Below are 14,408 nucleotides of genomic sequence, written 5' to 3' on the forward strand. Positions count from 1 at the left end.
CTAGTTTGATTAAGCAATTTTAAAGTTTACATCGTAAGCATTGAAAACAGATATATAATAGAGGGAAAACGCTCATCTTCCCTCTCGATTATGCAGTTTGATTAAAATTCAAGTACTTTTCTTGCTGTTTCAAGAACGTCTTTATGGTTTGGAAGCCATACACTCTCCGCTTGAGAGAAAGGAAATACTGTATCAGGCGCAGCCACGCGAAGTACAGGTGCTTCCAAGCTCAAGATCGCACGGTCATTAATTTCTGCTACTACGTTTGCTGCAATACCGGCTTGTTTTTGTGCCTCTTGAACAACAATCGCGCGTCCTGTTTTTTCTACAGATGCGATGATTGTATCGATATCAAGCGGGCTTACAGTACGAAGGTCGACAACTTCAGCTGAAATGCCGTCTTTTTCAAGCTCTTCGGCAGCTTTTAATGATTCATGAACCATTGCGCCGTAAGTGATGATTGAAAGGTCAGTACCTTCACGTTTTACGTCAGCTTTGCCAAGCTCAATTGTGTATTCTTCTTCAGGAACTTCCTGACGGAAAGAACGGTAAAGCTTCATGTGTTCTAAGAAAACAACAGGATCATTGTCTCTGATTGCAGAAATTAAAAGTCCTTTGGCATCGTAAGGAGTTGATGGAATAACAACTTTGATACCAGGCTGCTGTGCAACAAGACCTTCTAAGCTGTCAGCGTGAAGTTCAGGAGTATGAACACCGCCGCCGAACGGAGAACGAATTGTTACAGGTGAAGTCCAGCGTCCGCCAGAACGGTAGCGCATACGAGCCATTTGGCCAGAAACAGAATCCATTACTTCGTAAACAAATCCGAAGAATTGGATTTCCATTACCGGACGGAAGCCGTTTAAGCCTAAACCAAGGGCAAGTCCGCCGATACCAGATTCAGCAAGTGGCGTGTCAAACACACGGTCTTCACCGAATTCTTTTTGCAATCCTTCTGTCGCACGGAATACGCCGCCGTTTACACCAACGTCTTCTCCGAAAACTAAGACATTTTCGTCATTTTTCAGTTCTGTGCGTAACGCATCCGTGATTGCTTGAATCATTGTCATTTGCGCCATGGCTTACTTCGACTCCTTCTGTGTATAAATTTCAAATTGCTCCTCAAGGTTGTGAGGCATTTTTTCGTACATGATTTTCATTAAATCAGTTACTTTTTGCTTAGGCTCAGCATCAGCTTTTTTGATCGCTTGCTTAATTTCTTCTTTCGCATCCTCAATTACTTTTGCTTCTTCTTCTTCAGACCATAAGCCTTTATTTTCAAGGAACGCACGGAAACGTACAAGCGGATCTTTTTGTTCCCACTCATTTTCGATTTCTTTTGTGCGGTATTTAGTCGGATCGTCACCAGCCATTGTGTGCGGGCCGTAACGGAATGTAAGTGTTTCAATCAGTGTTGGGCCTTCGCCGTTGATTGCGCGCTCGCGTGCTTCAGCAGTTGCAGCGTATACAGCAAGCGGATCCATTCCGTCTACTTGTACGCCGACAATACCAGCAGCGACAGCTTTTTGTGCAATTGTTTCAGCCGCAGATTGTTTTTCAACCGGAGTTGAAATCGCGTAGCGGTTGTTTTGTACTACGAAGATTGCAGGTGCTTTATAAGCGCCGGCAAAGTTAATTCCTTCGTAGAAGTCCCCTTGTGAAGCTCCGCCGTCACCAGTGTAAGTGATTGCGACAGCTTTCTTGCCGCGCTTTTTAAGACCAAGCGCAACACCGGCAGTTTGAATGTATTGAGCACCGATAATGATTTGTGGAGAAAGGGCATTCACATCATCAGGCATTTGGTTTCCTCTGAAATGTCCGCGAGAGAAAAGAAACGCTTGGTATAATGGAAGGCCGTGCCAAATTAACTGAGGCACATCACGGTATCCAGGAAGTACAAAGTCTTCTTTTTCAAGCGCGAAATGCGTTGCAATCTGAGAAGCTTCTTGACCCGCAGTAGGAGCGTAGAATCCAAGACGTCCTTGACGGTTTAATGAGATAGAGCGCTGATCAAGCACACGCGTAAATACCATGCGGCGCATTAGCTCTTTTAATTGATCATCTGTTAAATCAGGCATCGCCGCTTCATTCACGACTTCTCCCTTTTCATTTAAAATTTGGAACGTTTCGAACTGCTTTTTAATGGCATCAAATTGCTTCTTACTGTCAACGATAGCTTTTTTCGTTTTTGCAGCCATACTAAGTCACCTCTTCCTTTCTTTTAAACAGTCATTAGACGTGCATTCCTTTTATACATACAAACTTAGGGTACCCTAAAGTATCAGCAGTAAGTCGTATATATTTTAGCCGATCCCCAGTTTGCCGAAACCTTTTATGTAGGATAGTTACACTCTGCTTTGAACTGTATTATTTCGAAGTTGTAAAAAACTAATACAACACCGCTTAACATGGATTAGTTTACACCAAATAAAGAAGAACCGTCAATCGTTTTCATTGCTGATTTTCAATAAATGTATTCGCTTTACATTTTCAATAAAAAAACAGATGCTGACTGTATCCAAAACTGTACTAGTATACACTACCATACTGTACTACAATAGAAATGAAAATTTTGAACAAAATCGGTGGCGTGTTTATTTAAAAAAGAGCTGTCCAAAGTCAGCTCTTTTTCACATGATAGCCAGCGGCATCATATAGATCTTCCCGGGCTTTATTATATTTTTCTGTTTGTTCATTAAATTCTCCGCTATATTTAAGGACTTTTTCATAAGATGCATTGACTTTGTCGATCTGCTGATCCAGGTCGTCTCGTGTCAAGTCTTTGTCTTTCAGCTGCTTATACAGATTTTTATCAAGCTGAAGCGCTTTTTTATATTCTTCATACATAGTGCCATATGATGAATATCTTTTCTCCATGTGGCTTGCTGCGGCATCTGCCTTTTCTTTTATGTGTTTATCCTTAATATGTTCGGCAGAGGTTTTTGCTTCCTCAAATTCCGATTCCGATTGTTTGATGCTGTCATTTTCAATCTTTAGATGTTCTTCTCGCTTGCTGACATTTTCAAGTGCCTCGTTAGATAAAGCAACAATTTTTTTATAATCATCCATATTGAGATTCATGACATCATCATAAAGCTGATTTTCTTTCGCCTCTAATTCTTCGAGCGTTTTCTGTTCTTCTTGAAACGGCTTTTCCGATTCCGCGGCTTTTTCTAATGAGTGATGCAGTGAATCAACCGGGTCCTGTCCCATGCAACCTGTTAATATCAATGTCACAGCACAAAAAGCTCCGATTTTCATTACGGGCTGCCGTTTTATTGCGTCTTTCACGTTAAATCCCCCAATCTTGACAATTTCTACTATAGAATCCATGGGGGCATTTGGCAATAGATGTACTGTATGAATGCAACGCTGGAATCAAATCAAAAAACTGAAAAATCAGGACAGATGACCATACAACTTTTTTGTTTTTACATAGGTTATAGTAGACGCTATGCCTACTGATAAAGGCTCTGGCGTAATTAAAAGAGGAGGTTTTGTAATATGTATGGATATGGTTACGGCGGAGGCTGCTGCGGTTATGGTGGTTACGGATATGGATATGGCTACGGCCGCACATTTGCGCTAATCGTTGTTTTATTCATTCTGTTAATCATTGTCGGAGCTGCTTATTTAGGCGGAGGCTGTTGCTAATCAAACAGCATGAACTTGACCAGCCATCTACGGCTGGTCATTCGTTCGTTGCACCTTTGTGAAGAAATCCGATATAATTTACATATTAAGCTTTAGGAGTGAAGTTTCTTGATTACTATGGAAAACATCGTACGTGACGGCCATCCAGCCCTAAGAGAGACAGCCGAACCTGTTGAGCTGCCTCCGACTGATGCAGACAAACAGCAGCTGGCCGACATGATCGAATTTGTTAAGAACAGCCAAAATCCGGAATTAGCCGAAAAATACAAGCTGCGTCCAGGCGTAGGACTCGCAGCTCCTCAAATTAATATCAAAAAACGAATGATCGCCGTTCATGCGGAAGATGCTTCCGGAAAGTTATACAGCTATGCTTTGTTTAATCCTAAGATCGTCAGCCATTCTGTCGAAAAAAGCTACTTAACAAGCGGCGAGGGCTGTCTGTCTGTTGATGAAGCGATTCCCGGTTATGTTCCCCGCTATGCTCGCATCAGAGTAAAAGGAACAACCCTTGAAGGCGAAAACATTGATATCCGTTTAAAAGGATTTCCGGCTATTGTGTTTCAGCATGAGATCGATCATTTAAATGGCGTTATGTTCTATGATCATATTGATAAGGAGAATCCTTTCAAAGAACCTGAAAATGCAATCGCGATTGAGCGCTAAAAAGAAAAAGCGGCTGGCACAGTGCAGTGCCAGCCGTTTCTTTATTTTAAAAGACCCAATTCTTTGACAGCGTACGCGATTCCATCCTCGTCTACCGGCTTTGTTACAAAGTCCGCGATTTCTTTCAATTCAGGAACAGCATTTCCCATAGCTACGCCTGTTCCGACATATTCAATCATTTGAAGATCGTTTAATCCGTCGCCGAAAGCATATGTATCGCTGATATCAAACGGGAGACGCTCAATCACTTTTTTGATCCCTTCCGCCTTTGAACCTCCGTGCGGCAGAACATCAGTCGAAAACTCATGCCAGCGTACGAGATCAAATTCAGGAAAAGCGGCATAAGCCTTTTCTTCTTCATCCTGACAAAATAAAAGAAGCTGAAAAATTTCTTTTCCTTCATAGAAAAGGTCATCGGTTTCTGGATAATCGGTTTTAAGGCTGCCGATTCCCTCCAGAACATGGGGATGATCCGCAACAGTCGCTTTCATCGTGTCCTCAGCCATAAACACAACAGGATGTTTGCCCTCTCCCGCCTGCTTTAATAATCGTCTGATAGCCTCTTCAGGCAGCGGATTTTTATAGATCACTTGATTTTCAAAGACAACATACTGCCCATTATAGGAGATAAATGAGTGTATGCCCAGCTCCCCCAAAATCGGCTTAACCATAAACGGAGACCGCCCGCTGGCGATAAACACATGATGCCCTTGGCGCTGCAGCTCAGCTACCGTTTTTCTCGTACTTTCCGGTATATTCTTGTCATGATCATATATTGTACCGTCAATATCAAAAAAGATTAATTTTGAATCCATCGTAACTTCCCCTTTATCGTCATGATCTGCAATTCCCACCCTCATCATACAGAAAGATTGCCATTCAGCAAACTATTTCGTTCAAAAATCACATTAAATTCCATTAATAACCACGAAAAGTCTTCCTCAATCTCCGTATACTATTTGTATAAAAGAACGCTGGACAAGTTTTTATTAAAGGAGGAACTAACAAATGCTGCGCAAATTAAGAAAGAAACTCAGAAGACAATGGAACGGAATGCTCCGCAAGAAAGCGATTGCCTGACAAGGGATCTTTCACTTTTCGAGAGGTCCTTATTTTGCTCAAGGCTTTCCTTATATTCCGTTTTCGAATATAATAGAGTAAGCGAGTCTAACATACGGCATTTAAGGAGAGATTTGGATGATTTATAAGGTATTTTATCAAGAAAAGGCTGACGAAGTACCTGTTCGGGAAAAGACAGATTCACTTTATATTGAAGGCGTATCTGAGCGTGACGTCAGAACAAAGCTGAAAGAGAAGAAATTTAATATTGAGTTTATCACACCTGTTAATGGTGCATTTTTAGAATATGAACAACAGAGCGAAAATTTTAAAGTATTGGAGTTATGAGCGGTATGAAATTTGTAAAAAATGATCAGACTGCTGTTTTCGCCCTCGGAGGGTTGGGCGAAATCGGTAAAAATACGTATGCGGTACAATTTCAAGATGAAATTGTGCTGATTGATGCGGGGATCAAGTTTCCCGAGGACGAACTGCTCGGAATTGACTACGTTATCCCTGATTACACGTATTTAGTCAAAAACGAAGATAAAATTAAAGGGCTTTTTATCACCCACGGGCACGAAGACCACATCGGCGGTATTCCGTACCTGCTCAGACAAGTAAATATTCCTGTTTACGGCGGTAAACTCGCGATCGGCTTACTTCGGAATAAACTTGAAGAGCATGGATTATTAAGACAGACGAAACTGAACATTATCGGTGAGGATGATATCGTAAAGTTCCGCAAAACGGCTGTGTCATTCTTCAGAACAACACATAGTATTCCGGATTCCTACGGTATTGTTGTAAAGACACCGCCAGGAAACATCGTACATACTGGAGATTTCAAATTCGACTTTACTCCAGTCGGCGAGCCGGCAAACTTGACGAAAATGGCCGAAATCGGAAAAGAAGGCGTTCTGTGCCTCCTTTCAGACAGCACAAACAGTGAGAACCCAGAGTTCACCATGTCTGAACGCCGTGTCGGAGAAAGTATTCACGACATTTTCCGCAAGGTAGACGGCCGAGTTATCTTTGCTACATTTGCGTCGAATATTCACCGCTTGCAGCAGGTAATTGAGGCTGCTGTATTAAATGGGAGAAAAGTTGCCGTATTTGGACGCAGTATGGAATCGGCTATCGAAATCGGACAAACTCTCGGATATATTAACTGTCCTAAAAATACGTTTATTGAGCATAACGAAATCAATCGTATGCCTGCTAATAAAGTAACGATTTTATGTACAGGAAGCCAAGGGGAACCGATGGCGGCATTATCAAGGATTGCAAACGGCACACACCGCCAGATTTCAATCAATCCTGGAGATACAGTCGTATTTTCTTCATCTCCTATCCCAGGCAACACAATTAGCGTGAGCCGTACAATCAACCAGCTGTATCGTGCAGGGGCCGAGGTTATTCACGGACCTCTTAATGATATCCATACATCCGGTCACGGCGGACAGGAAGAACAGAAGCTTATGCTACGTTTAATTAAGCCTAAATTCTTCATGCCGATTCACGGTGAGTACAGAATGCAAAAGATGCATGTCAAACTTGCAACAGATTGCGGCATCCCTGAAGAAAACTGCTTTATCATGGATAATGGTGAAGTATTGGCGCTTAAAGGTGATGAAGCTTCAGTTGCCGGCAAAATCCCGTCCGGTTCAGTATACATTGACGGAAGCGGCATCGGTGATATTGGCAATATCGTGCTTCGTGACCGCAGAATTCTTTCTGAAGAAGGTCTTGTCATCGTGGTTGTCAGCATTGACATGGATGGCTTTAAGATTTCAGCTGGACCTGATTTGATTTCCAGAGGATTTGTGTACATGAGAGAATCTGGCGACTTGATCAATGACGCTCAAGAGCTCATTTCAAACCACTTACAAAAAGTGATGGAACGAAAAACGACTCAATGGTCTGAAATCAAAAACGAGATTACAGATACGCTTGCTCCGTTCTTATACGAAAAAACGAAACGCCGTCCGATGATCCTTCCGATCATTATGGAGGTTTAAAAAAGATGCACTCACTTGAGAGTGCATCTTAGATTGTTGAAAAAATCCTAAAACGATTTTTAGTTTTAGGATTTTTTCATCTTTTCAGCGTGATTGAAAACCCTTGAATTCTAGGAAGGACGAGCATCGGAGCACAGCGAATGTTGAAATTCGTGAGCACCGAAGCGCAGGCCTGACAACGAATGCGAGGGTTTGTCGCCACGCTGAGATGCACTCACTTGAGAGTGCATCTTTTTTTATTGTAATCCAATATGCTGAAATGACTTCACATCAAATAATCCCGTTGTCGTCATTTTAATGTCGGGAATGACAGGCAAAGCTAAAAACGACAGCGTCAAAAATGGATTAAACCCGCCTGTGAAACCAACTAACGACAATTTATCATGCAGCGTCAGCAAGCTTTGATTCACCTGCTCCGCAGATTGGTCGGATAATAACCCCGCAATCGGCAGCGGTACTGAATGAAGCTCTTCTTCATTTTTTATAATCGTTAATCCTCCGCCAATTTCCTGCAGCTTATTAACTGCAGCCGCGATATCGGCATCATTTGTTCCAACGGCAATAATATTGTGGGAATCGTGCGAAATGGTTGTTGCAATCGCTCCGCTCTTGAATCCAAATCCTTTCACCACACCAAGTCCGACTTCTTTTAATCCTTTATGCCGCTCAATGACTGCAATCTTTAACAAATCGAGCTCGGTGTCAGGCTCAAAAACGTGTGCATCAGGAGCCGGAACATGTACCAATCGTGTTTCAAGCTGGTTTGGAATGATTTGAATCACATTGATTTGCTGATTTGAATTGATTGGCATATGTAAATTCTGTTCTTTAAGAGGAGCAGCAAGCATAACAGAATCGAGCAGTGCCGGTTCTGGAGCTGCAGCTGGAGCGCTATCTTGATAGACTGCTTTTTTGCCTTCAGCAACAGTCTGTCCTTTTACCATCGTCATTGTGACTGTGACGTTTTCCAGATCAGAAACAAAGAGCAGATCAGCGTCAAAACCCGGGGCGATCGCTCCCTTTGTATCTAGTCCGTAGCATTCGGCTGCGTTAAGGCTACCTAATTGATAGGCTAAAAACGGGTCAAGTCCGGTTTGAATCGCCATTTTTACTTGATGATTTACACTTCCCTCTGACAATAAATCATCCACATGCTTATCATCTGTACAGAAAAAGAAACGACGCGCGTTCTTTTCATTCACCGCGGGTAGCACTTTTAGAGTGTTTTTTGCGACTGATCCTTCACGCATCATGACATACATTCCCCTTCTAATACGATCAAGGGCTTCTTCCTTCGTCGTTACTTCATGATCGTTCAAGACAAATGCGGTTCTATAAATGTTAATGAGATCTGTTGATAAACCCGCTAAATGCCCGTCAATCCGCTTTCCTGCAACGCGGGCATCGAGCAGTTTCTGAACCATATCTTCTTCAGCATGCTGAACCGACACATAATCCATGACTTCAGCCAGTCCCAATACTTCTTGCTCTTCGTAAAAAGGCTTTAAATCAGCAGCTTTGAGTACTGCGCCTGATCGCTCAAAGCTTGCAGCAGGCACACTGGAGGGAAGCATAAAATGGATATTCAGCGGTGTTTGCCGAGCCTGTTCAATCATAAATGCAATCCCTTTTTCACCAGACACATTCGCTATTTCATGCGGATCGGTAACAACGGTTGTTACGCCATGCGGCAATACCGCTTTAGCGAACTCAATCGGTGTAACCATTGAAGACTCAATATGTACATGTCCATCAATAAAACCCGGAACAACCATTTGTCCCTCTGCATCAATGATTTTTTCGCCTTCATACTCGCCGAGGCCTACAATGACTCCATCTGTAATTGCAATATCTTCATATATCCACTCTTGGTTAAATACGTCCATGATTTTTCCGTTCTTAATGACGATATCAGCTTTTTGTCTTCGGGCTGAAGCATTCAGCCTATTGACCAGCGTTTCTTTATTCAAATAGGCCCCTCCTCTTTTTTATTATATGGTACAATATGCTATCGGAACGCCTATGCTTAGTCAATAAAATTTTAAGAAATTGGCGCTCATTTCATTAAAGTTGTTATATTCTGATAATATTAAAAGCCGCCCCTTTGGGCCGGCTTTTGTTTTACTGCTATTTTGTATGGAGAACTCTTTTTTCAAAACGGGAAATGTCTGTAACCGAACCAATAACGATGAGAATATCTTCTTGATGTATGACCTCGGTTGCAAGCGGCGATACGATAACTTCCTTGCCCCTTTTGATGGCTACGATGTTAATACCGTATTTCGCACGAATATCTAAATCGAGAAGCGTATTTCCGGCCAGGCGGCTGTTGGCTACGATTTCAACAAGACTATGCTCTTCAGACAGCTCTAAATAATCCAGTACGTTGTTGGATACGATGTTATGCGCAATTCGCTTTGCCATATCGCGTTCCGGATGGACGATGTGATCTGCACCAATTTTAGACAGCACTTTTTCGTGATAATCGTTCTGGGCCTTAACTGTAATGGTGTGAACGCCCAGTTCTTTCAGAATGAGGGTCGTTAAAATACTCGCTTGGATATTTTCTCCGATGGCTACAATGACGTGGTCAAAGTTTCGCAGACCTAAATTTTTCAGGACAGATTCGTCTGTTGAATCACCGATAACGGCGTGAGATGCGATCTTGGCATACTCGTTGACTTTATCTTCATCGATATCCATTGCCATAACCTCGACGCCTTCTTCGCTTAATGCTTTGCAAATACTGCCACCAAAACGGCCTAGTCCAATTACCGCAAATTCTTTTTTCATAGTGGTGCTCCTTTACCTGACATCATATTGATCAAATTTTATCATATTCTTTTGTAACAGTGTTAATTTCGTTAACCTTTTGGCAGCGAATTCATATGCCGCTTAAGCTTGTCAGCAAACCCCGGTGACAAATACAGCTCCGCTCCGCGTTCAATTTCAATCTGGTAGTGCTCAGGCGGGGCAGTTTCCGCTGCTTTTTGAAGGACGAGAAAGGTTAAGCAGTCCGTGTAGCGCCTTCCGCCTGCTTCAACATCTACAAATGCCGTCCGATATGTAAGAGATTCAACGCCCTCCCTTTTATATAGATAGGAGAGTGCAGAAAAAGGGATACGGTACAAAACGCCTTCTGTTGTTCCTCCGTCTTCCATCAGATCCGCTCTTGAGCCATCCTCTCTTTTTAGCGTAAAGCGAGTTGTGTATCCTTTTAGAACAGCTCTTCTCACTGGATCTTGAAAATAGTGATCAACTCCCGCCTTTTGAAAGCGGGCATTGTCCATACAGGACCCATAGGCAAAATAATAAACAGGATTTTGCGATTTACTGATCATCTGATGTTCTTTCCAGTCGCCGCTGCTTATTTTCAGAAAGCCGGCACACTTGTCTTTGTTCATAAAATAAATAAGCGCTTTTTTGATCCCGGTATCCGTTTCTACAAGCACCGTTTGTTGATCATAGCCTTGAAAAAACTGATCGAGCTTATGTATACACAATTCATCTGCTTCATATACTTCGCCGCATATATAGCCTTCATCTTCAAAAACGGCTGCGGGCCCCTCTATTGCAGCAAACAGACATCCCTTCGTTCTGGCCTGCTCATTGATACATGCCGATTGTGCCAGCAAATGATGATTTTTTTCATGCTTTCTTAATGTCCCGTATACAAACAGAAGCGAGTTCATTTTATTTTTCCCCTCTCAGCTGTCTGATGTTAAAGGCAAAACCACTTGAAAGACGCTGCCTTTTCCAGCTTCACTTTCGATTTTCAATTCCCCGTCATGTTCCTTCAAGATTCTCAAACAAATGGCAAGCCCGAGTCCGGTGCCCTTTTCTTTTGTTGAATAAAAAGGTTTGCCTATCTGCTTAAGCTTTTCCTGTGGCATGCCGTTCCCTTCATCTTTGACGCTTATGACTGCATGAGAGGCTGTCTTAGCAGTCGAAATGGTAACGACACCGCCTTTTGGCATTGCTTCAATCCCGTTTTTAATAATATTGATAAAGACCTGCTTCAGCTGATTTTCGTCCCCGTTAATGATACAGCCGTCTGTCTCTTCGAAATTTTTTTCTATGACAATATTGGACAAAATAGCATTGGTATCAAGCAGTGTCGTAACCTGTTTCAAGATCTCATTGAGCTGATGTGTTTTAAATGTGACCGCCTGCGGTTTTGCCAGCAGCAACAGCTCGCTGAGCACCAAATCGATTCTTTTAATCTCTGAAAAGATGATGTCAAAATAGCCTTTTCTGTCCGGATATTGTGTTTTCATAATCTGAAGGAAACCGCTGACAGATGTTAAAGGGTTTCTGACCTCATGTGCAATACCGGCGGCAAGTTCACTTGTGATTGACAGTTTCTGAGATTCTCTCGCCAGCCGTTCATTAATCTCAATGAGCTCATCTTCAGCCTCTTTACGCTCTGTGATATCTGACATTGTGCCCAGGCTGCCTGTAAATTGGTCATCCCGGTCGTAGTAAAGCTTATAATGAACTTCTCCCCAAAAAATCGTGCCATTCTTTGTCACGTATTTTGCAGTAAACATGCCAGAAGACGCTTTGTTTTGGATTTGGGTGTTAATGTGGTCGGCTACGTGCTTTTCTTTTATGAAGTAATCATTATACATCGTTCCCATACATTCATGGATTGAAAAGCCGGTTATTGATGCCCACGCTTGGTTTAGATATGTAATTTCGCCTTTTGCATTCGTTTGAAATACGATTTCCTGCAAATTATCCATGATGCGGTCCTTTTCTTCAGAGAGCTGTTTATACTTCCATTCATTATCCTTCATTTTCTTAACCAGCTGCTGTTTCTCATCAATATAATAAGCCAGCATCCAGACACTTACTATCGTGACTGAAGTATACACAATATCAACAGGCCAATTAATCGGGTTTTTGCCTATAAAATAAAATAAATAATCCCAAAACATAATAAAAATCATTGCCAAAATGATGGAAATGATACGTGCTTGATATTTTCTCATATGACCACCTGCCGCTTGTGTTTCTCTATTTATTGTACCATTCTTCGACAAAAAATTGAGTAAAATATGTAAAGTATCCCAAATCATTCATTACCTGATGTTCATGATGTCGTATCTTAGGCGGCGGTAATCAGAAATTGGCACGCAAAAAAAGGCGGAGATTGTATCGCTCCGCCTTTTTTCAACATGATATTATTCTTTTAAAGCGGCTTGAATTTCTTCGAGAAGCAGCTGTGCACCTTCTGGGCTTAACGTAATTTTACCGTTGCCGTATTCTTTATTATCTGAAGTGATTTCTCCGGTCATTAAACAAACACCATGAGGTTTGTACTTTTTCAAGATAATTTTATCTCCGTCAACAAAAAATTCAATACTGTCTTTTATGGCAATATCCAGTGCCCGTCTTAATTCTATCGGCATAACAATACGGCCTAATTCATCTACTTTTCTCACAACACCTATTGATTTCATAAAAACCCTTCTTCCTTTAAATGTTTCTTTTCTCATGTAATGTTTAAGGATGTACCTCAATATATCGTAGACGTACGAAACTTAGAAAAAGTTTCCCGCTTTCTATAAGAATTACAAGATATTTTTTCCATAAAACCGAGAAATGTATTACTTCTGTTACACAGTTCCGCGTTTTTTTACAAAAACATTTCTTTCCCGACGCACACCCCCAAAAATCGCTTCATTTCTTAGAAACTTTAAATGTAGAATCATATAAAATCAGGATAGAGATTGGGTGAAGACATGTTTCAATCAACTGAAATCGGGATTGACTTAGGAACAGCTAATATACTTGTTTACAGCAAAAATAAAGGAATTATCTTAAATGAACCATCTGTTGTTGCCGTGGATACAACGACAAAAGCAGTACTTGCTATCGGAGCTGACGCAAAAAACATGATTGGCAAAACGCCGGGAAAAATTGTCGCTGTCAGACCAATGAAAGATGGCGTTATCGCAGACTATGATATGACAACTGATTTGTTAAAGCACATTATGAAAAAAGCCGCAAAAAGCATCGGCATGTCGTTCAGAAAACCGAATGTAGTCGTTTGCACACCGTCAGGCTCAACAGCAGTAGAACGCCGCGCCATCAGTGATGCAGTGAAAAATTGCGGCGCGAAAAACGTCCATTTAATTGAAGAGCCAGTAGCAGCCGCAATCGGAGCGGATTTACCGGTTGATGAGCCGGTTGCCAATGTGGTAGTAGACATCGGCGGAGGGACGACAGAGGTCGCCATCATTTCCTTCGGAGGCGTTGTTTCCTGTCACTCTATCAGAATCGGCGGAGACCAGCTTGATGAGGATATCGTTTCTTTTGTCCGGAAAAAATACAATTTGCTGATCGGGGAACGCACAGCTGAGCAGGTGAAAATGGAAATTGGCCATGCCCTGATTGAGCATGTGCCGGAAGCAATGGAAATTCGGGGACGCGACCTTGTAACAGGCCTTCCAAAAACGATTATGCTTCAATCTAACGAAATTCAAGATGCCATGCGTGAATCTCTTCTGCATATTCTTGAAGCCATCAGAGCTACGCTTGAGGACTGCCCGCCTGAATTGAGCGGAGATATTGTTGATCGTGGCGTTATTTTAACGGGCGGCGGCGCGCTTCTTAACGGGATAAAAGAATGGCTCACAGAAGAGATTGTAGTGCCTGTACACGTGGCGCAAAATCCGCTTGAATCTGTGGCAATCGGCACAGGCCGTTCTTTAGAAGTGATCGATAAGCTTCAAAAGGCGATTAAATAGTCTTTTCCTGCAAAAATCTCACATCCAGCAAATTTCTTGCTTCTTTTTTCCTCACTTCCTTCATATTGTGGGAAATGGAGAAACGTTAAGGAGGAAACAGATGCTAAGAGATTTAGGAAGAAGAGTAGCGATCGCAGCCATTTTAAGCGGAATCATTCTTGGAGGCATGAGCATTTCTTTGGCAAATATGCCCCATTCGCCTGCAGGCGGCACTGTAAAACTGAATCATCCATAATATCGAAAAACCCAAGACATG

Annotated in this window: 15 protein-coding genes; 6 read left to right on the top strand and 9 right to left on the bottom strand. The window is 42.1% G+C overall.

From position 1 onward, the window contains the following. Nucleotides 1-101: 101 nt before the first annotated feature. From pdhB to CVV77_RS05035, 3 genes are all read right to left on the bottom strand, one after another. A complete protein-coding gene (gene pdhB / locus CVV77_RS05025) occupies nt 102-1,079 on the bottom strand; it encodes a pyruvate dehydrogenase complex E1 component subunit beta (RefSeq protein WP_014113660.1) in 978 nt (325 codons plus the stop codon). A gap of 3 nt (nt 1,080-1,082) precedes the next feature. Then, complete coding sequence (pdhA, locus tag CVV77_RS05030; protein WP_003222294.1) at nt 1,083-2,198, bottom strand: pyruvate dehydrogenase (acetyl-transferring) E1 component subunit alpha; 1,116 nt, start codon at nt 2,196-2,198, stop codon at nt 1,083-1,085. Nucleotides 2,199-2,619: 421 nt separating this feature from the next. After that, nucleotides 2,620-3,291: a YkyA family protein gene (locus tag CVV77_RS05035; protein ID WP_100274761.1), complete on the bottom strand. Its 672-nt coding sequence runs from the start codon at nt 3,289-3,291 to the stop codon at nt 2,620-2,622. A 213-nt stretch (nt 3,292-3,504) separates the two neighbouring features. On the opposite strand from CVV77_RS05035, the gene CVV77_RS05040 reads away from it, so the two are divergent. Both CVV77_RS05040 and def read left to right on the top strand, forming a co-directional pair. Continuing rightward, nucleotides 3,505-3,654 carry a YjcZ family sporulation protein gene (locus CVV77_RS05040; protein ID WP_003238837.1) on the top strand — a complete coding sequence of 50 codons (150 nt, stop codon included), beginning with the start codon at nt 3,505-3,507 and terminating at the stop codon, nt 3,652-3,654. Nucleotides 3,655-3,762: 108 nt separating this feature from the next. Beyond that, nucleotides 3,763-4,317 carry a peptide deformylase gene (gene def / locus CVV77_RS05045; protein ID WP_003238838.1) on the top strand — a complete coding sequence of 185 codons (555 nt, stop codon included), beginning with the start codon at nt 3,763-3,765 and terminating at the stop codon, nt 4,315-4,317. Between the two features lie 41 nt (nt 4,318-4,358). Here the strand turns inward: def and CVV77_RS05050 are convergent, their stop codons facing one another. Next, nucleotides 4,359-5,132 (bottom strand): Cof-type HAD-IIB family hydrolase, encoded by a 774-nt coding sequence (locus tag CVV77_RS05050; RefSeq protein ID WP_100274762.1) that lies wholly within the window; start codon nt 5,130-5,132, stop codon nt 4,359-4,361. A gap of 382 nt (nt 5,133-5,514) precedes the next feature. Here CVV77_RS05050 and rnpZA point away from each other — a divergent pair, with 382 nt between their 5' ends. Both rnpZA and rnjA read left to right on the top strand, forming a co-directional pair. After that, nucleotides 5,515-5,724: an RNA polymerase subunit omega 1 gene (rnpZA, locus tag CVV77_RS05055; RefSeq protein WP_003238840.1), complete on the top strand. Its 210-nt coding sequence runs from the start codon at nt 5,515-5,517 to the stop codon at nt 5,722-5,724. A gap of 5 nt (nt 5,725-5,729) precedes the next feature. Next, nucleotides 5,730-7,397: a ribonuclease J1 gene (gene rnjA, locus CVV77_RS05060; RefSeq protein ID WP_003238841.1), complete on the top strand. Its 1,668-nt coding sequence runs from the start codon at nt 5,730-5,732 to the stop codon at nt 7,395-7,397. A 236-nt stretch (nt 7,398-7,633) separates the two neighbouring features. On the opposite strand, the gene ade is transcribed toward rnjA, so the two are convergent. The 5 genes from ade to abhA all read right to left on the bottom strand — a co-directional run bounded on the left by ade (nt 7,634) and on the right by abhA (nt 12,862). After that, nucleotides 7,634-9,367, bottom strand: coding sequence for an adenine deaminase (gene ade / locus CVV77_RS05065; protein WP_100274763.1), 1,734 nt, complete (start codon nt 9,365-9,367; stop codon nt 7,634-7,636). 157 nt (nt 9,368-9,524) lie between these two features. Continuing rightward, nucleotides 9,525-10,190: a Ktr system potassium transporter KtrC gene (ktrC, locus tag CVV77_RS05070; protein ID WP_003222311.1), complete on the bottom strand. Its 666-nt coding sequence runs from the start codon at nt 10,188-10,190 to the stop codon at nt 9,525-9,527. 71 nt (nt 10,191-10,261) lie between these two features. Further along, the gene (locus tag CVV77_RS05075) at nt 10,262-11,089 is read right to left on the bottom strand and encodes a gamma-glutamylcyclotransferase family protein (RefSeq protein ID WP_100274764.1); all 828 of its coding nucleotides are present in this window, start codon (nt 11,087-11,089) and stop codon (nt 10,262-10,264) included. Nucleotides 11,090-11,104: 15 nt separating this feature from the next. Then, the gene (gene kinC, locus CVV77_RS05080) at nt 11,105-12,391 is read right to left on the bottom strand and encodes a two-component sensor histidine kinase KinC (RefSeq protein WP_100274765.1); all 1,287 of its coding nucleotides are present in this window, start codon (nt 12,389-12,391) and stop codon (nt 11,105-11,107) included. Between the two features lie 192 nt (nt 12,392-12,583). Beyond that, nucleotides 12,584-12,862, bottom strand: a complete 279-nt coding sequence (gene abhA / locus CVV77_RS05085) for a transcriptional regulator AbhA (protein WP_003238863.1) — start codon at nt 12,860-12,862, stop codon at nt 12,584-12,586. Between the two features lie 282 nt (nt 12,863-13,144). On the opposite strand from abhA, the gene mreBH reads away from it, so the two are divergent. Both mreBH and CVV77_RS05095 read left to right on the top strand, forming a co-directional pair. Further along, nucleotides 13,145-14,152 (top strand): cell shape-determining protein MreBH, encoded by a 1,008-nt coding sequence (mreBH, locus tag CVV77_RS05090; RefSeq protein ID WP_029316824.1) that lies wholly within the window; start codon nt 13,145-13,147, stop codon nt 14,150-14,152. 100 nt (nt 14,153-14,252) lie between these two features. Further along, nucleotides 14,253-14,387: a protein YkpC gene (locus CVV77_RS05095; protein WP_003238865.1), complete on the top strand. Its 135-nt coding sequence runs from the start codon at nt 14,253-14,255 to the stop codon at nt 14,385-14,387. The last annotated feature ends 21 nt before the right edge of the window (nt 14,388-14,408 follow it).

Source organism: Bacillus sp. SN1 (assembly GCF_002796895.1).
GTDB lineage: Bacteria > Bacillota > Bacilli > Bacillales > Bacillaceae > Bacillus > Bacillus inaquosorum.